The 18,830-nt window shown below is 70.4% G+C and carries 15 protein-coding genes; 6 read left to right on the forward strand and 9 right to left on the reverse strand.

Annotation, left to right across the window (positions count from 1 at the left end):
• Positions 1 to 57: 57 nt before the first annotated feature.
• The 6 genes from ACWEN0_RS27235 to ACWEN0_RS27260 all read right to left on the reverse strand — a co-directional run bounded on the left by ACWEN0_RS27235 (position 58) and on the right by ACWEN0_RS27260 (position 5,672).
• Positions 58 to 666 (reverse strand): hypothetical protein, encoded by a 609-nt coding sequence (locus ACWEN0_RS27235; protein ID WP_451979253.1) that lies wholly within the window; start codon positions 664 to 666, stop codon positions 58 to 60.
• Between the two features lie 157 nt (positions 667 to 823).
• Positions 824 to 1,822, reverse strand: coding sequence for an ABC transporter substrate-binding protein (locus tag ACWEN0_RS27240; protein ID WP_451979256.1), 999 nt, complete (start codon positions 1,820 to 1,822; stop codon positions 824 to 826).
• Positions 1,823 to 1,853: 31 nt separating this feature from the next.
• Positions 1,854 to 2,897 carry an ABC transporter permease gene (locus ACWEN0_RS27245; protein WP_451979259.1) on the reverse strand — a complete coding sequence of 348 codons (1,044 nt, stop codon included), beginning with the start codon at positions 2,895 to 2,897 and terminating at the stop codon, positions 1,854 to 1,856.
• Positions 2,894 to 3,658, reverse strand: coding sequence for an ATP-binding cassette domain-containing protein (locus ACWEN0_RS27250; protein WP_451979261.1), 765 nt, complete (start codon positions 3,656 to 3,658; stop codon positions 2,894 to 2,896). The genes ACWEN0_RS27245 and ACWEN0_RS27250 overlap by 4 nt, the downstream gene beginning before the upstream one ends.
• Positions 3,655 to 4,692, reverse strand: a complete 1,038-nt coding sequence (locus tag ACWEN0_RS27255; protein ID WP_451979265.1) for a class I mannose-6-phosphate isomerase — start codon at positions 4,690 to 4,692, stop codon at positions 3,655 to 3,657. Before ACWEN0_RS27255 ends, ACWEN0_RS27250 begins: the two co-directional genes overlap by 4 nt.
• The gene (locus ACWEN0_RS27260; protein WP_451979268.1) at positions 4,689 to 5,672 is read right to left on the reverse strand and encodes a LacI family DNA-binding transcriptional regulator; all 984 of its coding nucleotides are present in this window, start codon (positions 5,670 to 5,672) and stop codon (positions 4,689 to 4,691) included. The genes ACWEN0_RS27255 and ACWEN0_RS27260 overlap by 4 nt, the downstream gene beginning before the upstream one ends.
• A gap of 305 nt (positions 5,673 to 5,977) precedes the next feature.
• Between ACWEN0_RS27260 and ACWEN0_RS27265 the strand changes: the two genes are divergently transcribed.
• From ACWEN0_RS27265 to ACWEN0_RS27275, 3 genes are all read left to right on the forward strand, one after another.
• A complete protein-coding gene (locus ACWEN0_RS27265) occupies positions 5,978 to 9,202 on the forward strand; it encodes a GH92 family glycosyl hydrolase (protein ID WP_451979818.1) in 3,225 nt (1,074 codons plus the stop codon).
• A 75-nt stretch (positions 9,203 to 9,277) separates the two neighbouring features.
• Positions 9,278 to 11,665 (forward strand): GH92 family glycosyl hydrolase, encoded by a 2,388-nt coding sequence (locus tag ACWEN0_RS27270; protein ID WP_451979271.1) that lies wholly within the window; start codon positions 9,278 to 9,280, stop codon positions 11,663 to 11,665.
• A 212-nt stretch (positions 11,666 to 11,877) separates the two neighbouring features.
• Entirely contained in the window at positions 11,878 to 12,243 is a 366-nt protein-coding gene (locus ACWEN0_RS27275; RefSeq protein WP_451979274.1) for a DUF3817 domain-containing protein, read from the forward strand.
• A gap of 45 nt (positions 12,244 to 12,288) precedes the next feature.
• Here ACWEN0_RS27275 and ACWEN0_RS27280 read toward each other — a convergent pair whose 3' ends face one another.
• Positions 12,289 to 12,789: a MarR family winged helix-turn-helix transcriptional regulator gene (locus tag ACWEN0_RS27280; RefSeq protein ID WP_451979277.1), complete on the reverse strand. Its 501-nt coding sequence runs from the start codon at positions 12,787 to 12,789 to the stop codon at positions 12,289 to 12,291.
• Between the two features lie 77 nt (positions 12,790 to 12,866).
• Here ACWEN0_RS27280 and ACWEN0_RS27285 point away from each other — a divergent pair, with 77 nt between their 5' ends.
• Entirely contained in the window at positions 12,867 to 13,169 is a 303-nt protein-coding gene (locus tag ACWEN0_RS27285; protein WP_451979280.1) for a thiamine-binding protein, read from the forward strand.
• A gap of 1 nt (position 13,170) precedes the next feature.
• Here the strand turns inward: ACWEN0_RS27285 and ACWEN0_RS27290 are convergent, their stop codons facing one another.
• On the reverse strand, positions 13,171 to 13,578 hold the full coding sequence (locus ACWEN0_RS27290; protein ID WP_451979283.1) for a hypothetical protein: 408 nt from the start codon (positions 13,576 to 13,578) through the stop codon (positions 13,171 to 13,173).
• 92 nt (positions 13,579 to 13,670) lie between these two features.
• Between ACWEN0_RS27290 and ACWEN0_RS27295 the strand changes: the two genes are divergently transcribed.
• Positions 13,671 to 14,648: a tetratricopeptide repeat protein gene (locus ACWEN0_RS27295; RefSeq protein WP_451979286.1), complete on the forward strand. Its 978-nt coding sequence runs from the start codon at positions 13,671 to 13,673 to the stop codon at positions 14,646 to 14,648.
• Positions 14,649 to 14,698: 50 nt separating this feature from the next.
• Here the strand turns inward: ACWEN0_RS27295 and ACWEN0_RS27300 are convergent, their stop codons facing one another.
• A complete protein-coding gene (locus ACWEN0_RS27300) occupies positions 14,699 to 16,132 on the reverse strand; it encodes a neutral zinc metallopeptidase (protein WP_451979289.1) in 1,434 nt (477 codons plus the stop codon).
• 133 nt (positions 16,133 to 16,265) lie between these two features.
• On the opposite strand from ACWEN0_RS27300, the gene glgP reads away from it, so the two are divergent.
• Positions 16,266 to 18,794 (forward strand): alpha-glucan family phosphorylase, encoded by a 2,529-nt coding sequence (gene glgP, locus ACWEN0_RS27305; protein WP_451979291.1) that lies wholly within the window; start codon positions 16,266 to 16,268, stop codon positions 18,792 to 18,794.
• The last annotated feature ends 36 nt before the right edge of the window (positions 18,795 to 18,830 follow it).

Consider the following 18,830-nt stretch of genomic DNA (forward strand, 5'->3'; position numbering starts at 1 on the left):
CTCGGCGACGGTGTCCAGGGCAGTAGATCCTACGACCACGCGCCCCGGGCGTGGCGGTCACCGCGGCTGGGCGTGGGCCGGGTAGGGCCGGTCCGGCAGCGAGATCCAGCCGATCGTGCGGGTCTCCTTCACCGCGACCGGCACCGGCCGGAACGTCGCCGGGTCGAGGCCGTCGCTGTGCCGCACGACTTCCTCGTAGAACCAGGCCGACGTGATCAGCGCCAGAATGCCGCGCGAGGACTTCAGCGCTTCCTTCAACGGCGGCGCGTCCAGGAGCCGGAACGCCTGGTTGATCGCCGGCGCGGTGACGCCGTGGTCGTCGTAGGCGATTTCCCCGGCGTGCAGCGCCATCCGGAGCCGGATGCGGGCGCCGGCCTCGTGCGTGCGGTTGTGCCGGTGCAGCGCGACGGCGAGCGCGGTGGGCAGGAACTCCACGAAGAGCCCCTTGGGCACCTCCGCCGGTGCGAGGACGAAGACGCCGTCGCCGCAGTCTTCGCGCCGGCAGTCCGTCCAGGGGACGCCGGCGTCGTCGAACGCCCGGACGAGCGCGCCGTAGAGGCCTTCGCGCAGCTCCAAGCGGTGCGGCGTGGTCCGGCGCCGGTCGCCGTACTCCTCGACGTCCACCGCGAAGATCGTCCGGTGCACGGCCGGCCGTTCGTAGTTCATCAGGCCCTCCCGTCAGCTGCACGTGCAGATGCCTGTGCAAGTAGTGTGGCGCAAGACGGCCGTTCGGGGGAAGGGTCCGGGTGGGTGGTGATCGACGTGAAGACGGCGGGGTCGTGCCGGGTCTCGGCACGACCCCGCCGCCGGTCGGGGGAGCGGGTCAGCAGGACTGCTTGTAGAAGTACTGCGAGTTGGCGTCCATGTCCGCCTTCGTGATCGAGTGCAGCTGCGCGGTGAGGTTGCGCGTCACGGGCTTGCCCTCGATGGCGGCCACGGCCTGCTGGACGCCCTGGGTGCCGATCGACGCCGGGTCCTGGGCGATGAGCGCCTGGTACTGACCGCTCTTGAGGCCTTCGACCTCGGACGGGCTGGCGTCGAAGCCGATCAGGTTCACCGCGCCGACCTTGCCCGCGTTGCGCAGGCCCGTCGCCGCGCCTTCACCGGTGTTCAGGTTGGTCGCGAAGACGCCGATGAGGTCCGGCGTGGACGACAGGGCCGCCGTCACCTTCGACGCCGCCTGGTCGGGCTCGTTCTGGGTGAACTGGACGCCGACCGACTTCAGGTTCGGGGTGTTCTTCAGCTCGTCCTCGAAGCCCTTCGCACGAGCCGCGGTGGTGGACGTCCCGGCGATCGTGTCGAGCACCAGGACCGAGCCGCTCTTGCCGTTCGCGAGCTTCGCCATCGTCTGGGCGGCCAGCTTGCCGCCTTCGGCGTTGTCGGAGGAGACGGACGACACCGCGACGCTGGTGTCCTTCAGCGAGGTGTCGACCTCGACGACCTTGGCGCCGCGCGCCTTGACCTGCTGGATCGGCGCGAGCATCGCCGTGTCGTCGGTCGGGGCGATGAGCAGCCCGGCCGGCGGGTTCGAGCCGAGGGCGTTGACCAGCTGGGTCTGCATCGCCGCGTCGAACTTCTGCGGCGCCTGCGTGGTGAGCTCGTAGCCGAGCTTCTTCGCTTCGGCCTGGGCGCCGCACTGCAGCGAGATGTAGAACGGCTCGGCCTGCACACCCGGGATCAGCGCGAGCTTCTTGGAGTTGGCCGAGCCGGCCTGGCTGTCGCCGGACCCGGTCTGGCCGACCGTGCCGGATCCGCACGCGGTCAGCAGGGCCGTCGCGGAGACCACGGCACCCATGGCGGTGAGAGTCTTGGTCAGCTTCATAAGCACCTCTTTGTACTTGTGTGTGGGGGACTCAGCGGGAGTTGCGACGGCGGCGCCGCCGCTGGTCGAACCAGACGGCCGCGATCAGCACCGCGCCGACGGCGATCATCTGCCAGAAGTCCTGGACGTGGGTGATGTTGAAGCCCTTCTTCAGCACGGCCGGGATGAACACGCCGATCACCGTGCCCAGCACCGTGCCGACGCCGCCGAAGAGGCTCGTCCCGCCCATCACGACCGCGGCGATCGCGTTGAGGTTGTCCGTGGTGTGCGCCGAGATCGTGGTCGACGCGTAGTACGCCAGCGAGAGGAACCCGGCGATCCCGGCCAGGAACCCCGTCAGCGTGTACACCTTCAGCAGGTGCGCGGTGACACCGATGCCCGCGCGGCGCGCGCCCTCGGCGTTGGAGCCGACCGCGTAGGTGTAGCGGCCGAACTTCGTCGTGTGCAGCAGCCACGCGCCGATCAAGGTGATCACCACGGCGACGATGACGAGGTTCGGCACCACGCCGAACGACGTGCCGTAGCCGAGGGTCTGGTTGAGCACGACCGGGACGCTGCGCACGTCCGAGCCGTTGTTGAGCAGGTACGCCGCGCCGAGCGCCGCGCCCATCGTGCCGAGCGTGACGATCAGCGGCGGGATCCCCGCCACCGCGATGAGGAAGCCGTTGATCAGCCCCCACACCGTCCCGGCGACGACCGCCGCGATCAGGCCGACGGTGATCACGCCCCAGCCGGCGTTCGACGCGTTGCCGCCGGACATCGCCTCCATCACCTTGCCGGCGACCATGCCGGCGAAGATCAGCACCGAGCCGACGGACAGGTCGATGCCGGAGGTGATGATCACGAACGTCATCCCGACCGACAGCACCAGCAGGACGGCGGTCTCGATGAGCAGCGTCTGGAAGGTGAACAGCGTCGGGAACTCGCCCGGCGCGATGGCGCTGAAGACGACGATCAGCGCGATCAGGACCAGCGCGATCCAGAAGGTGTTGGCGCCGGCCAGCCGCTTGCCCAGCGGCCGCTTGCCGAAGCCCGCCTCGGGTGCTTCCTGGATGTCCTTCGTGGGCGCGCTCACGCGGCCTCCTCCTGGACGAGGGCCCCGGTCATCGCGGCGACGAGGTCTTCGAGTTTCGTGTCCGACCCGGTGAACCGGGCGACGCGCTTGCCCAGTCGCAGCACCTCGACGCGGTCGGCGACCGAGAGCACCTCGGGCATGTTGTGGCTGATCAGCACGACTGCGATGCCCTTGTCACGCACTTTCTTGATGACGTCCAGCACGCGTTCGCGCTGTACGACACCCAACGCCGCGGTCGGCTCGTCCATGAACACGACCTTCGACGCCCACACCACCGACCGCGCCACCGCGACGCTCTGCCGCTGCCCGCCGGACAGCGAGCCGATCGGGACGTCCGTGCTCTGCAGCGTCACGCCGAGGCGCTGGAACTCCTCGACGGCCTGGCGCCGCATCTCGGCCTTGTCGAGCATGCCCAGCTTGCCGAGGATGCCCTTGCGGTGGATTTCGCGGCCCAGGAACAGGTTCGCCGCCGGATCGAGCTCCGGCGCGACGGCCAGGTCCTGGTAGACGGTCTCGATGCCCATCCGCCGGGCCGTCGTCGGGGAGTCGAAGCGCACCTCCGCCCCGTCCAGGAGGATCTTCCCGGACGTCGGCTGCTCGGCGCCGGAGAGGCACTTGACCAAAGTGGACTTGCCGGCGCCGTTGTCGCCGATCAGGGCCGTCACCTCGCCCGCGCGTGCCTGGAACGACGCGCCGCGCAGGGCTTCGACGGACCCGTAGTGCTTCGTCAGGTCGATCGCGTCCAGGAGGATATCGCTCATCCGTGCCTCCCATCCGGGGCCGGCGGCCGGCAGCGGATCACCGTCGCGGTCCCGGACAGCTCGGTCTGGCCGGCGTCGAACGGCACCACGTAGGTGTCGCCCTTGGCCAGCGCGTGGTCGCCGCCGTGCTCGGTGCGCAGCGTGCCTTCGCCCTCGAGGACGACGAGCACCGCGAACGACGGGTCCGATGACAACGTTGTCAGCTTGTCGGTCCGGAGCTGCTCGGCTCGGAAGAACCGTTCCGAACCGCCGGCCAGCAGGTCCACAGTGGACGCGCTGTCCCCGGCCGTGCGCTTGATGATGGTCTCGAGGCGGCCGGCGTCCCAGCCGGACGTGTCGAGGGCCTGGATGGCGGTGTCGAAGCCGAGGCCGAGGTGGCCCTTCTCCGGCGACGCCAGGAAGTCACGCCATTCGATGGTCAGCGAGAAGTCCGTCGGCTGCTGCAGTTCGACGACGAACACGCCCTCGCCGATCGCGTGCGGCAGCCCGGCCGGGATGTAGACGGTGTCGCCGGCGGTCACCGGGACGCTGTTCAGCGCGCCCAGCATCGACGGCACGTCCTGCTCCCGCGTCCACTCGGACACGGTGTCCTTCGACAGCGTCTCCTTGAAGCCCGGGTAGACGCGCGGGTCGTCGCCGTAGGTGCCGACCACGATCCACGCCTCGGTCTTGCCGAAGTGCGAGTCGAAGTGCTGCTGGGCGAACGCGTCGTCGGGGTGGAAGTGCACGGGCAGCCGCTGGCCCGCGTCGAGCAGCTTGACCAGCAGCCCGGTGGACGTACCGAGCGTCTCGACGTGCTTGGCGCCGAGCCAGCCGTTCGGGTTCGCGACGACGGCGTCGCGCAGCCACGCGCCGTCCGGGAGCCGGGTCAGGCCGTTGGTGTCCTGGCCGAACATGGTGCTCACCGAGGCGACCCAGTCCTCCGGGCCGAACTTCTTGTCCGGCGACGCGCCGCGCAGCGCCGCGATGGCGTCGCCCCCGCGGTAGAACTGCGGGGGCTGGTTGGCCGGGAGCCGGATGGGTTCGAGGGTCACGGGGCGACCTCACCGGAACCGCGGGCGACGAGATGCACGGGCAGGACTACCTTTCTGGGCGGGGACTGGTCTCCTTGGACACGGGCGAACAGCAGCTCGGCCGCGGCGTGGCCCAGGGCGCTGACGTCGTGCGCGATCACGGTGACCGGCGGGTCGAGCAGGTCCGCCAGCTCGAAGTCGTCGAAGCCGACCATCGCCGGGCGGTGCTCGGCGTGGGCCAGCGCCCGCAGCACGTGCACGGCGACCCGGTTGTTGCCCGCGATCACGGCGGTGGCCGCGTCCGGGCCGTGCATCAGCCGCTTCACGGCGTCGCCGATGTAGTCCTGGGTCGGCGTGCGCATGGAGACCAGGGACTCGTCGTAGGAGATCCCGTTGCGCACGCAGCCTTCGCGGAAGCCGCGCAGGCGCTCGGCCGCGGTGAAGATGTCCGGGCTGTCGCCGAGGAAGGCGATCCTCCGGTGACCGTGCTCGGCCAGGTGCGTGACGGCCTCGATGGTGCCGCCGAGGTTGTCGACCAGCACGGTGTCGGCCACGATGTCGCCGGCCGGGCGGTCGATGAACACCACCGGCGTGCCCGCGCGCATCTCCGGCACCAGGTAGCCGTGCTGCAGGCCGGCCGGGACGACGAGGATGCCGTCCACCCGCCGCGCGCAGAACTCCAGCACGAGCTCGCGCTCGCGGTCGGAGTTCTCCTCGGACGAGCCGGTGAGCACCTGACGCCCGAACGACGTCGCGATGCGCTCGACCGCGCGGTTCAGCTCGGAGTAGAAGGGGTTGCCGACGTCCTCGACGATCAGCCCGATGGTGCCGGTCGTCGACCCGCGGCGCAGGTTGCGCGCGCCGAGGTTGCGCCGGAAGCCCAGCTGCTCGATGGCCGCCATGACCCGCTCGGCGGTGTCCGGGTGCACCGCCGGTTCGTCGTTGACCACGCGCGAGACGGTCTTGATGCTCACGCCCGCCAGCCGGGCCACGTCGCTCATCGTGGCTCGTCTGCTCGCGGTGCGCGGGGCGCCGTCCCGGTCCCGGCCGGGGGGAGACAACGTTGTCATAGTGACCGGGATTGAACGCCACCGGCCCGTGAGTTGTCAACGGTCCGCGCGCGAATTGTGCCGATTCGGCTACCGACGTCGTAGGACAGACGGCTGATCACGCTGTCCCGAAGTGGACAGGACTTGACGGATCGCTTGACTGTCCGGTGAGCCGCTGCCCAAGGTGGCCCGGTTCGACCGACTGCGCGACAAGGTTGTCATTTCGGTCGCGCTGACGAGGTGGAGAGGCGATGGCCATGGCGCGAGTGCGCTTCAGAGCCGGTTTAGCTTTCCTGACATTGGCGGTGACGGCAGCGGTGGCTCCCGCTGTCCCCGCCGCGGCAGCCCAGAGCACGGACTACGCGAAGTGGGTCAACCCCTTCGTGGGCACCCGTCCCGGCGGCGCCGACCACGGCACCGGGGGCGGTGCCGGCAACACCTTCCCGGGCGCGGTGGCGCCGTTCGGCATGGTCCAGTGGAGCCCGGACACGGTGAAGTCCCAGCCGGGCGGCTACTTCTACGACGACAACGCCCTCACCGGGTTCAGCCTGACGCACCTTTCGGGCGCGGGCTGCTCGACCTATGAGGACATCCCGTTCATCCCTTACGTCGGTGAAGTGACGACCTCCCCGGCGACCGACCCGTCGCACTACACGTCGAAGTTCTCGCACGCCAACGAACACGCGACGGCGGGCGCCTACGACGTCACCCTCGACAGTGGCGCGAAGGTCGAGCTGGGCGCGACGCAGCGCACCGGCTCCGCGCGGCTGACCTACCCGGCCGGCGCGTCCTCGACGCTGCTGGTCAACACGTCCGGTTCGGTCAACGGCACCGACGACGCGTCGATCACCATCGGCAAGGACACCATCAGCGGCTGGGCCACGAGCGGCCGCTTCTGCGGGGCGCGGAACAGCTACCGCGTCTACTTCTCGGCCAAGTTCGACACGCCGTTCGCGTCGATCGGCACCTGGAAGAACGGCGCCGTGACGCCGAACAAGGCCGCGGAAACCGGCGGGGCCAGGGCGAAGGTCGCGCAGCCCAACGGCGTGAACGCGTCGATCGCGCGCACCACGACGGCCAAGCAGCAGAACACCACCGTGTCCGGCCCGGGCAGCGGCGGGTACGTCACCTTCGCCAACATCAACGGCGCGCAGGTGAACGTCCAGGTCGGACTGTCCTTTGTGTCCGTCGACGGCGCGAAGGCCAACCTGAAGGCGGAGAACACCGGCAAGTCGTTCGACACCGTCGCGGCCGGCACGCGGAAGGCGTGGAACGACCAGCTCGGCAAGATCGCCGTCAGCGGCGGCTCGGACGCCGATATGACGACGTTCTACACCTCGCTGTACCACTCGCTGATCCAGCCGAACGTGTTCTCCGACGTCAACGGCCAGTACATCGGCTTCGACGGCCGGATCCACACGGCCGACAAGGGCCACGCGATGTACACGAACTTCTCCGGCTGGGACATCTACCGCTCGGAGATCCCGCTGCTGGCGACGATCGACCCGAAGGAGACGTCGGACATCGTCCGGTCGATGATGGCCTACGCCGAGCAGGGCGGGTCGTGGGACCGCTGGACGGTGGCCAACGACTACACCGGCGTCATGAACGGCGACCCGTACCACATCATCGTGTCCAGCGCGTACGCGTTCGGCGCGCGTGACTTCGACGCCCAGAAGGCGTTGCTGCTCATGATCAAGGGCGCCACCCAGCCGACGCAGGGCTACACCGAGCGGCCGGGCCTCGACGACTACCAGAAGCTCGGGTACGTCCCGGGCGCCGGCGCCGACACGCTCGAGTACACCAGCGCCGACTTCTCCATCGCCCAGTTCGCGAAGCGGCTCGGCGACAGCGCGACGTACACGACGTTCATGAAGCGCGCGCAGAACTGGCAGAACCTCTACAACCCGGGTACCGGGCACCTGCAGCCGCGCAACGCGGACGGCTCGTTCTCCGGCACCTACGACCCCGCCAGCTCGCAGGGCTGGGTCGAGGGCAACGGCGCGCAGTACGAGTGGATGGTGCCCTACGACCTCGGCGGCGTCGTGACGGCGTTCGGCGGCAACACCGCGACCCAGTCGCGGCTGGACACCTTCTTCACCCAGTTGAACGCGGGCACGCAGCTGCCGTACGCCTTCATGGGCAACGAGCCGAACTCCAACGCGCCGTACGTGTATTCGTATGCGGGCGCGCCGGCCAAGACCCAGGCGATCGTGCACCGGTCGATGGACGAGCTGTACAACCCGCGTCCGGAAGGCCTGATCGGCAACGACGACCTCGGCCAGATGTCGGCGTGGTACGTCTGGTCCGCGCTCGGCGTCTACCCGGAGATCCCGGGCCGCGCCGAGACGCTGCTGGTCACCCCGCGCTTCGAGCACGCCGTGCTCACCACGGGTGCGGGCAAGAAGGTCACCATCAACGCGCCGGGCACCGGCGACTACGTGGGCAGCCTCAAGGTCAACGGCGGCGCGGCTTCGAAGGCGTGGCTGCCGGAGGCACTGATCTCCAGCGGCGGCACGCTCGACTACACGCGCTCCGCCACGGCGACCGCGTGGGGCAGCTCCGCGGCCGACGCCCCGCCGTCGTTCCGCGAGCAGGAGAAGCCGAGCCTGTCCTTTGTGGACCCGGCCCGCGCGGTGACGCCCGCCGGGTCGACGTCGAAGGCGTCCGTGGGTGTCCAGGACCTGTCGGGAGTCGCCCGGACCTGGACCTACAGCGCGGGCAGCGTCGACGGGATCACGCTGACCCCGGCGTCGGGCAGCATCGCGGTGCCCGCCGCGGGCAAGGCCCAGGCCGAGCTGACGGTCAGCGTCCCGGCCGGACTGGCCGACGGCGCCCGTCGCATCCCGGTGACGTTCTCGGCGCCGGGGCTCGCGAGCACGCAGGCGGTGCTGACGGTGCTCGTGGCCCAGCCGAACAGCTGGCTGGCCACGGTGAACAACGCCGGTATCTCCCCGGACTCGAACTCGGGCGCGGCCAACTTCGACGGCGGCGGCTGGAGCTACTCGGCCGACGCCCTCGCCGCGGCCGGGGCCACGCCGGGCGGGACGGTCACCAGTGACGGCCTGAAGTTCACCTGGCCGTCGTTCCCGGCGGGCGACCCGGACAACGTGATCGCGTCCGGCCAGACCGTGAACGTCAGCGGGTCCGGGCGGCTCGCGCTGCTCGGCTCGGCGTCCAACGGCAACGCGTCCGGCACCCTGACGATCACCTACACCGACGGGTCGAAGTCCACCGCCACCATCGGGTTCTCCGACTGGACCCTCGGCGGTGGCGGCGCCCAGCCGGCGTTCGGCAACCGGATCGTGCTGTCCACGCCGTACCGCAACGCGTCGGGCGGCGACCCGCAGCAGATCCGCACGATGGTGTTCGGCACCAACCCGATCACCCTGGACGCGGGCAAGACCGTGGCCAGCGTGACGCTGCCGGACAACGTCAGCGGTGGCGCGTTGCACGTGTTCGCCATCGGCATCGGCTCGTAGTCCAGCTCCGTGAATGGCACATCGAGGGACTCTAAGTCCCTCGATGTGCCATTCACGGCTTTTCAGGGAGGCTCAGTGAAGAGCAAGGTCCTGGCGGGTGCGCTGGCGCTCGCCGTCGTCGCGACGGGGGTGAGTCCCGCCGTCGCGGCAGCGTCGGGCGGGGACGGCCTCGACGCCGTCAACACGTTCATCGGCACCCAGGACGAAGGCAACACCTTCCCCGGTGCCTCGGCGCCGTTCGGAATGACGCAGGTCAGCCCGATCACCTCGCACTACGCGGGCTACCGCTACACCGACACGGCCATCCGCGGCTTCGGGCACTTCTTCCTGTCCGGCGCGGGCTGCTGGGAGCAGGGCGGGCTCGTCTCGACGCTCCCGACGACCGGCGAAATCGGCCCCGGCAAGGCGTTCGACACGACGAAAGCGGCCACTTTCGACCAGAAGCTCTACGCGGCGCCGTTCACCCACGACGGCGAAGTCGGCAAGCCCGGCTACTACAAGGTCCACCTGACGGGCTATGGCGGCGTCGACGTCGAGACGACCGCGGCCACGCGCGCCGGTGTCGAGCGGTACACCTTCAGCAAGCCCGGTGACGCCAACGTCTTCGTCAACGTCGGTCAGGCCAACGACAAGGAGCCGGTCACCGGCAGCAGCGTCCGGATCGTCGACGACCGGACCGTCGAAGGCACCGTGGAGTCACAGGCGTTCTGCGGCGGCAAGGCCTACACGACGTACTTCACGACGAAGTTCGACAAGCCGTTCAAGTCCTCCGGCACCTGGTCGCCGACCGGCGGGACGCCCGGTGGCAAGGAATCCGCCGGCGGCGCGGGCCTGCGTGGCGCGTGGCTGACGTTCGGCGGACCGGGCCAGGTCACCGCCACCACCGCGATCTCCCAGGTGGACGCGCAGGGCGCGCGGACCAACCTGGCCTCGGAGAAGATCCGGTCGTTCGACGCGGCCAGGGACGCGGTCCAGCGCACCTGGCGCCACGAGCTGTCCACTGTGGACATCAAGGGTGGCACGACCGACGACCGCACGGTCTTCTACACCTCGCTCTACCACGCACTCCTGCAGCCGCTGACCGCGAACGACGCCGACGGCCGCTACTACGGCTTCGACAAGAAGATCCACCGCGCGGTCGGCTGGACCTACTACGACTTCTTCTCGCTCTGGGACACCTACCGCTCCCAGAACCAGCTCCTCGCGCTGCTGCGGCCCAGCCGCGCGAAGGACATCGCGAAGAGCATCCTCGCCATCCACGACCAGGGCGGCTGGCTGCCGCGGTGGGCGTACGCGAGCCAGGAGACGAACACGATGACCGGCGACCCGGTCACGCCGTTCCTGGTGGACCTCTGGCGGTTCGGCGCGCTGTCGGGCGAGGAGGTGCACGCCTACCAGGCGCTCCTGCAGAACTCGACGCGGATCCCGCCCGCGTCGTCGCCGTTCCAGGGCCGTTCGGGCAACGCGAGCTACCAGGCCGACGGCTTCGTCCAGTACGACCCGGACTTCCCGAAGAAGGGGCAGGACACCGACCCGAACCACGGTGCGTCGGCCACCTTGGAGTACGCGCTCGGTGACTGTTCGCTGTCGGTCATGGCCGCCGCGCTCGGGAAGAAGGACGACGCCGCCGCCCTGAAGGAGAAGGGCCGGACCTACCGGACACTGTGGGACGAAACGCAGACCGACCGCGGCTTCAGCGGGTTCTTCCGGCCGAAGGTCCTCGGCGGCGACTGGTTCACGCCCGCCGACAAGCCGTACAGCCCGCAGAGCCAGGACGGCTTCCACGAGGGCACGGCCTGGCAGTACCAGTGGCTCGTCCAGCAGGACGTCCCCGGCCTGGTGCAGCGGATGGGCGGCGCGGCGAGCACCGGCAAGCGGCTCGACGACTTCTTCGCCTACGACGAGCTGGTGAAGAACCCGGCGACGGCGGTCCGCGAGAACTGGGTCGTCGGCCCGTACGACTACTACGACCAGTTCCGCTACAACCCCAACAACGAGCCGGACCTCCACTCGCCGTGGATGTACGCGCTCACCGGGCAGCCGGCGAAGACGTCGACGGTCGTGCGGGCGGCGCACACGCTGTTCACCAACGCGCCCAACGGCGTCACCGGGAACGACGACCTCGGCACGATGTCCGCGTGGTACGTCTTCAGCGCGCTGGGCATGTACCCCGCCGTCCCAGGTACTGGGAACTTCGTGCTCAACGCGCCGCGGTTCGAGAAGTCCGTGCTGCACCTGGAGGACGGGCGTGACATCACGATCAAGGCGGCCGGCGCGGACGGTTCGAAGCTGCAGTACGTTTCGGGCCTGCGGGTCGGCTCGCAGCCGAGCGATCGCGTGTATGTCAACGTGGACCAGCTGAAGCGTGGCACGACGCTGGACTTCCGCCTGACCGCCGATTCCGCCGCGGCGAAGTGGGGGACATCACCGTCTTCCGCACCGGCTTCGCCCTGCTCGGAGTAGACAGCGGACGCTCACGGTCGTGGTCCAGACCACAGTGGACCACGGCCGTGAGCATCGTCACGGGCCCCGGTGTTCCCGTGAGGGCCGTCACGCCTCACACTGGTATCAGCACGTCCGACAGCGCCGTTGACGTCCACAGGCAGTCCGCCGTGGACGGTGCGTCGGACGTTTTTCGTGCCAGCACACGTGGTGAGACCCCACAGGAGGAAGAAGTGTCCAGCAAGGCCGCTCTAGTGTTCCGCGTGGCCGCAGTAGCCGAAGCCCCGTCCTGGGCGGCGCTGCTTGTCGGGATGTTCCTCAAGTACGTCGTCCACTCCTCCGGCGAAGGCGGCGTGCCCGTCATCGGCATGGTGCACGGCGTGATCTTCGTCCTCTACGTGGTCGTCTCCCTGTCCGTGGCGAAGCCGCTCGGCTGGCGCCCGAAGACGCTGGTCCTCGCCCTGCTCGCGAGCATCCCGCCGCTGTTCACGTGGCTGTTCGAGAAGTGGGCGCTGCGCAACGGCAAGCTCGACGGCCCGCAGCGGCTGTCCCACGGTGGTGTCGGCCTGTTCCAGGTCAAGGAGCCCGTCGCCGCCTGATCCCGGCATGTGAGAAAGGCCCGCACCTCGGTGCGGGCCTTTTTGCTATTCGGTGAAGTCCCCGGCCGCCCGGCGCACCTTCGTCAGCAGGTCGGTCAGCTGCTCGGTCTGCCGTTCGGTGAGCCCGGACAGCCCGAAGTCGATCTCCGTCACGGCGGCGGTGGCCGTTTCGCGGCGCTTGCGGCCCTCGTCGGTGATCTCGACGAGCGTCGTGCGGCGGTCGGTCGGGTGCGGGACGCGCTTGACGAGCCCGTCCTTCTCCAGCCGGTCGACTATGTTGGTGACACTGGTGGGGTGCAGCTGGAGCCGCTCGCCCATCACCCGCATCGGCAGGCTGGCGCTGCGGGCGAAGGTGAGCAGCACCAGTGCTTCGTACCGGGCGAAGGTCAGGCCGTGCGGCTTGAGCGCGCCGTCCACCGCGGACTGGATGATCTGCTGGACGCGCATCACGCCGGTGACCGCGGCCATGGTGCCGGAGGGCCCGATCCGGGCCTCCCAGAGCTGTGCCGCGCGGGCGATCGGGTCGAACGGCAGCGGACGGTTCATGACACGCGAAGTTACCAGCGGGTACCGGCGGGTGTCGCACGACCGGCGGAAAGAACACCGAAGAAGGGACTTCCGACATGATCGTCGCGTTCAGCGTGAGCCCGTCCGGCGGGGAACCCGACGGCGGGGTGAGCGAAGCCGTCGCGCGCGCCGTCAAGGTCGTCCGCGACTCCGGGCTGCCCAACTCGACCAACGCGATGTTCACGAACGTCGAAGGCGAGTGGGACGAAGTCATGGACGTCGTGAAGCGCGCGGTCGAGGCCGCGGGGGAGGGCGCGGCCCGGGTCGGGCTCGTGCTGAAAGCGGACATCCGGCCCGGCTTCGAAGGTCAGCTCGAGGCCAAGGTGGACCGCATCGAAGCCCACCTCCGCGAGTCCTGACTCAGGGCAGCGGCGGGGTGAAGGCGACCGTCCAGCGGCCGTCTTCGTTCGTCACGTTCAGCGCGTAGCCGAACGGCTTCCCGTCGCTCAGCGCGCCCGCGACCGTCGCGCGGGTCGGGGCGGCCGCGTCCGGGCCCAGCACCACGCGCACGTCGTGGACGCCGTGGTCGGCCAGCACCGCGACGTAGTCCTTCGCGAAGTCGTCGCCGCCGGAGCCGGGGTAGTCGAGCAGGGCGCCGAACGCGTCCGCGTCGTGTTCGGACAGCGCCGAAGCGAGCTGGTCGCGCAGCTCGCCGGGGGAGGCCGCGCCCGGGTCCCCCTGGTGCACGATGAGCAGTGTGACCGCCACGATCCAGGCGACGGCGGCCGTGATCGACAGCCCCACCTTCACGTCACGCCGGATGTGCACCCGGCCGAGCCTGCCCCAGCGGCGTCGTCCTGCCAAGCGGACCGGCCGGGGACCCGGTGAAAGTTCCCGGGTGCGCGTGCCAGGATGGAGTCGTGACACAACCACGCGGATCTGCAGCGAAGTCAGCGGCCCTCTCCGCCGCCCTGTCCGGCGCGGTCGACCTGTCCGCGCTCAAGGCCCGCGCCGAATCGGCGCAGAGGCAGCCGGCCCCGCCCGCCGGCCCGGCCGGTGGCGACGCCCCGCCGCCCGCCCCGGGCTCGTCCGAGGCCGTGATCGATGTCACCGAGGCCACCTTCCAGGCCGAGGTCGTGGAGCGGTCCCTGCGCCAGCTGGTGATCGTCGACCTGTGGGCCGAGTGGTGCGGCCCGTGCAAGCAGCTGTCCCCGGTGCTGGAGCGGATGGCCGCCGAGTCCGGTGGCGCGTGGGTCGTCGCGAAGGTCGACGTCGACGCCAACCCGCGGATCGCGCAGCTGTTCGGCGCGCAGTCCATCCCGACGATCGTCGCCATCGGCGGCGGCCAGCCGGTCGACGCCTTCTCCGGTGCGCTGCCCGAGCCCGAGATCCGCAAGTGGATCAACGCGCTGCTGGAGGCCCTGCGCGACAAGCTGCCCGCCATCCGCGAGGCGGAGGCGAACGGCGGCGGCCCCGTCGAGGAGCCGGAGGACCCGCGCTTCACGGAGGCGGAAGAAGCCTTCGAGCGGGGCGACTTCGCCGCAGCGCAGGCCGCGTACGAGCGCATCCTCGACGTCGAGCCGGCCAACGAGCTGGCGAAGAACGCCCTGGCCCAGGTCAAGTTCACCGCCCGCGCGGAGAGCGCGGACCCGGATGCCCGCGCCAAGGCCGACGCCGACCCGTCCGACCTGGCGGCCCAGCTCGACGCGGCCGACCTGGAGATCGCGGAGAACGACGTCGAGGCCGGGTTCAAGCGGCTGATCGACGCGGTCCGCCGGACCGCGGGCGACGACCGCAACAAGGCCCGCGAGCACCTCGTCGCGCTGTTCGACCTCTTCGACCCGGCCGACGAGCGCGTCATGAAGGCCCGCCGCGACCTGGCGTCCGCCCTGTTCTGAGCCCGCGAAAAAGGCCCCCACCGCGGTGGGGGCCTTTTTTCGTCAGCGGGTCAGCCGTACTGCTTCGAGCAGACCGACGAGCCCTCGAGGTACCCGCGCCGCAGCGACTCGACCCGGTCGAAACCGCTGTCCGGGCGCTTGCCGTTGACGTCCGCCGAGACCAGGCTCTCCGGCTGCAGCAGGTCCGCGATCGCCTCGTCGAGGTCGCCCGCCGACAGCCGCAGGTCGCCCGGGCGGTTCGTGAACGCCGCCCACGCCCCGACCAGGCAGGCCGTCCGCAGGCCCGCGTTCGCGTTGTCGATCGACGCGCCGACGCCCTTCTGGATGCCCAGCGCGTACCGCGAAGCGACCTCCGAGAAGGCCGCGAAGTCCCCCATGCCGCCCGGGTCCTCGCCCTTCATCTCGGCCTCGCGGTCGATCGGCTGGGCCAGCTGGGACAGCTTGGCCAGGTCGATGCTCACCGTGTTGTCGGCCGGGCAGTAGGACGCGGGGGAGGTCGTGGTGCAGCTGCCGCCGTCGTTGATCTCCGGGGCCGCGACGCCCGCGCCCTTGAACGCCTCGTCGAGGCTCTTCTTCAGCAGCGCGACGGCCTGGTCGTTGAACTTCGTGTCGCCCTTGCCGGTGTCGCCCTTGTCGAACGGGCGCTCGGTCAGCCGGGCCTTGACGTTCTCGGTGTTCATCGCCGCGCACTCCTTCGGGCCCTTCTCGAACCCGGCCTGGAACGCGAACGTGCGGTCGAACGCCGTGCCGTGCGCGCCGCGGTCGGCGGCGCTGGTGCCCGCCTGGTCGCGGATCAGGAACATCGACGCCATCACCTGGTTCAGGCCCTCGGACGTCGACACCTGGTAGTACTTGCTCTTGTTTTCGGCCACCCAGCGGAAGTAGCCGCCGGCGAAGCAGTCGGCCTGCTGCTCCTTCACGACGGTCGGGGTGCTCTTGGTGATGCCGGCCTTGTCGCCGAGCCGGTACTGGACGGCGTGGCCGAACTCGTGCGCGAGCACGACGACGACCGACATCGGCCCGAACCGCTTGCGCAGCATCGGCAGCAGCACACCGCGGTCCCACGCCACCGAGTCGTCGACCGGGCAGTAGAACGCGTTGACGAGCTTCTTGACGCTGCCGCAGCCGGTTTCCTCGGTGTCGGTGTTCGCGTCGTAGGACAGCAGCGACTTCACCGGCTCGAACTGCTGGCCGAAGTCCGACTTCAGCATCTCGCCCCAGTACGTCTGGACGTCGTCGATCGCGGCGGTGGCGAGCTTGTCGTCCTCGCCGCCGTCGGCGTTGCGGACGTCGAGGCTCGGTGTCGGCGCGTCCGGTTTGAGGCCGCTCTCGAAGTGCGTCACCGGCAGGCCCGCGACCGACCCGGCACCGTTGTCCGGCACGGGCCCGCTGCCGGAGCCGCCCTTGCTGTTGCAGCCGCTCACGGCCACCGCCGCAACGGCCAGCAGCGCGACCAGCGCGCGCCGTCCTCCCCCTGGGATCATCTGTTCCACTCGCTCTCGTGCCCACCCGGTACCCGACGGGCAGGACCCTACCCAGGGCATACGCGGAGCGTGCACGTTATCCCCGAACTACTCCTTGCGCACGGTCGCCCGCGGCCCGATATCGTCGTTGCCCATGCGTGCAGTCCGCCGGTTCACCGTCCGCGCCAGTCTCCCGGAATCGCTTTCGGGCCTGGGCGCGCTCGCCACCAACCTGCGCTGGACGTGGCACCCGCCGACGCGCGACCTCTTCGCGTCGATGGACGCCGAGCTGTTCAACGCCGTGCGTGACCCGCTGCGGATGCTCACCGCGCTGCCGCCGTCGCGGCTGGACGAGCTGGCCGTCGACGACGACTTCCTCGCCCGGGCCCGCGCCGCCGCCGCCGATCTGGAGAAGTACCTCTCCGAGCCGCGCTGGTACCAGCAGCGCGACGACGCGGAGCTGCCGCCGGCGGTCGCCTACTTCTCGATGGAGTTCGGCGTCACCGAGGCGCTGCCGAACTACTCCGGCGGGCTCGGCGTGCTCGCCGGCGACCACCTCAAGGCCGCGTCCGACCTGGGCGTGCCGATGGTCGGCGTCGGGCTGCTCTACCGCAACGGCTACTTCCGGCAGTCGCTTTCGCTCGACGGCTGGCAGGTCGAGCACTACCCGGTGATCGACCCGAACGCGTTCCCCCTCGAACTGCTGACCGCGGGCGGCCGCCCGGTGCTGATCGGCGTCGCGATGCCGGGCGGGCGCGAGCTGTGCGCGCAGATCTGGCAGGCCCGCGTCGGGCGCGTGCCGCTGCTGCTGCTCGACACCGACACCGAGGCCAACGACGACGACCTGCGCGGCGTCACCGACCGGCTCTACGGCGGCGACGCCGACCACCGGCTGCGGCAGGAGATCCTGGCCGGCATCGGCGGGTTCCGCGCCGTCCGGAAGTACTGCGAGCTGACCGGCCACCCGCAGCCGAAGGTGTTTCACACGAACGAGGGACATGCGGGGTTCCTCGGGCTGGAGCGGGCCCGCGAGATCGTCCAGGCCGACGGGCTCGCGTTCGACGAGGCCATGCCCGCGGTCCGCGCCGGGACGCTGTTCACCACGCACACCCCGGTCAGCGCGGGCATCGACCGGTTCCCCGTCGACCTGGTGCAGCGCTACTTCGCCGACGGCCGCCTGGTGCCCGACATCGACCCGCGCCGCGTGCTCGCGCTCGGCGCCGAGGACAACCCCGGCCTGTTCAACATGGCGCACATGGGCCTGCGGCTGGCGCAGCGCGCGAACGGCGTCTCGCAGCTGCACGGGCGCGTCACGCGCAAGATGTTCTCCCGGCTGTGGCCCGGGTTCGACCACGACGAGGTGCCGATCTCGTCGGTGACCAACGGCGTCCACGGCCCGACCTGGGTGGCGCGCGAGCTGAGCACGCTGCTCGGCCGCGAGTGGGGCCTCGACGTCGGCGAAGGGCCGCTGCGCGACGGCGTTTCCGACGCCCAGCTGTGGGGACTGCGGCGCGAGCTGCGCGAGAAGCTGGTCCACGAGGTGCGGCGCCGGGTGCGGGCGGCGTGGCTGCAGCGCGGCGCGTCCCCGCTGGAGCTGGGCTGGGTGGACTCCGTGTTCGACCCGGACGTGCTGACCGTCGGCTTCGCCCGCCGCGTCCCGACGTACAAGCGGCTGACGCTGATGCTGCGCGACCCCGAGCGGCTGCGCACGCTGCTGCTGCACGAAGACCGGCCGATCCAGGTGGTCGTCGCGGGCAAGTCGCACCCGGCCGACGAGAACGGCAAGCAGCTGATCCAGCAGATCGTCCGGTTCGTCGACGGCGCGGACGTGCGGCACCGGATCGTCTTCCTCCCGGACTACGACATGTCGATGGCGCGGTACCTCTACCGCGGCTGCGACGTCTGGCTGAACAACCCGGTGCGGCCGCTGGAGGCGTGCGGGACGTCGGGGATGAAGTCGGCGCTCAACGGCGGGCTCAACCTGTCCATCCGCGACGGCTGGTGGGACGAGTGCTACGACGGCAGCAACGGCTGGGCGATCCCGACCGCGGACGGCGTCACCGACCCGCTGCGCCGCGACGACCTCGAGGCCGCGGCGCTGTACGAGCTGCTCGGCCAGCAGATCGCGCCGCTGTTCTACGACCGCTCGGCCGACGGCGTCCCGACGGGCTGGCTGTCCATGGTGTGGCACACGCTGGAGACGCTCGGCCCGCGGGTCCAGGCGTCCCGGATGGTCCGCGAGTACGTCGACAACGGCTACCTCCCGGCCTCCCGCATGGTCGCGGCGGCGACGAACGACGGCTACCGGGGTGCCCTGTCCCTGGCGGACTACCGGACGAAGCTCGAGGTCTCCTGGCCGCGGCTGCGGATCTTCGACTCGGAGCTGCTGGTGGAGCAGACGGAGCCGCTGGTCGTCGGCGCGGAGGTGACGATCCGCGCCCGCATCGACCTGGCCGGCCTCGACCCGTCCGAAGTGGACATCCAGGCCGTGGTCGGCCGGGTCGGCGACGACGACGAGCTGCACGACGCGGTCACGGTCCCGATGACGGCCGACGGCATCGGAGCGTTCGCGGCCCGCCTCAAGCTCCCCCGCCCGGGAGCGATCGGGTACACGGTGCGCGTCCTGCCGCGGCACGGGTTGCTGGCCACGCCGGCGGAGCTGGCCCGCGTCGTCCTGGCCTGACCGCGCCGCTCACGCCCGCCCGCGTGATCGGGGCCT

The sequence above is a fragment of the Amycolatopsis sp. NPDC004378 genome (assembly GCF_053602455.1).

Excerpts from the sequence above, each read along its gene's own strand:
- ACWEN0_RS27240 (WP_451979256.1), bottom strand. The coding sequence starts at position 1,822 with ATGAAGCTGACCAAGACTCTCACCGCCATGGGTGCCGTGGTCTCCGCG.
- ACWEN0_RS27285 (WP_451979280.1), top strand. The coding sequence starts at position 12,867 with ATGATCGTCGCGTTCAGCGTGAGCCCGTCCGGCGGGGAACCCGACGGC.
- glgP (WP_451979291.1), top strand. The coding sequence starts at position 16,266 with ATGCGTGCAGTCCGCCGGTTCACCGTCCGCGCCAGTCTCCCGGAATCG.
- ACWEN0_RS27260 (WP_451979268.1), bottom strand. The coding sequence starts at position 5,672 with ATGAGCGACGTGGCCCGGCTGGCGGGCGTGAGCATCAAGACCGTCTCG.
- ACWEN0_RS27280 (WP_451979277.1), bottom strand. The coding sequence starts at position 12,789 with ATGAACCGTCCGCTGCCGTTCGACCCGATCGCCCGCGCGGCACAGCTC.
- ACWEN0_RS27300 (WP_451979289.1), bottom strand. The coding sequence starts at position 16,132 with ATGATCCCAGGGGGAGGACGGCGCGCGCTGGTCGCGCTGCTGGCCGTT.
- ACWEN0_RS27235 (WP_451979253.1), bottom strand. The coding sequence starts at position 666 with ATGAACTACGAACGGCCGGCCGTGCACCGGACGATCTTCGCGGTGGAC.
- ACWEN0_RS27250 (WP_451979261.1), bottom strand. The coding sequence starts at position 3,658 with ATGAGCGATATCCTCCTGGACGCGATCGACCTGACGAAGCACTACGGG.
- ACWEN0_RS27265 (WP_451979818.1), top strand. The coding sequence starts at position 5,978 with ATGGCGCGAGTGCGCTTCAGAGCCGGTTTAGCTTTCCTGACATTGGCG.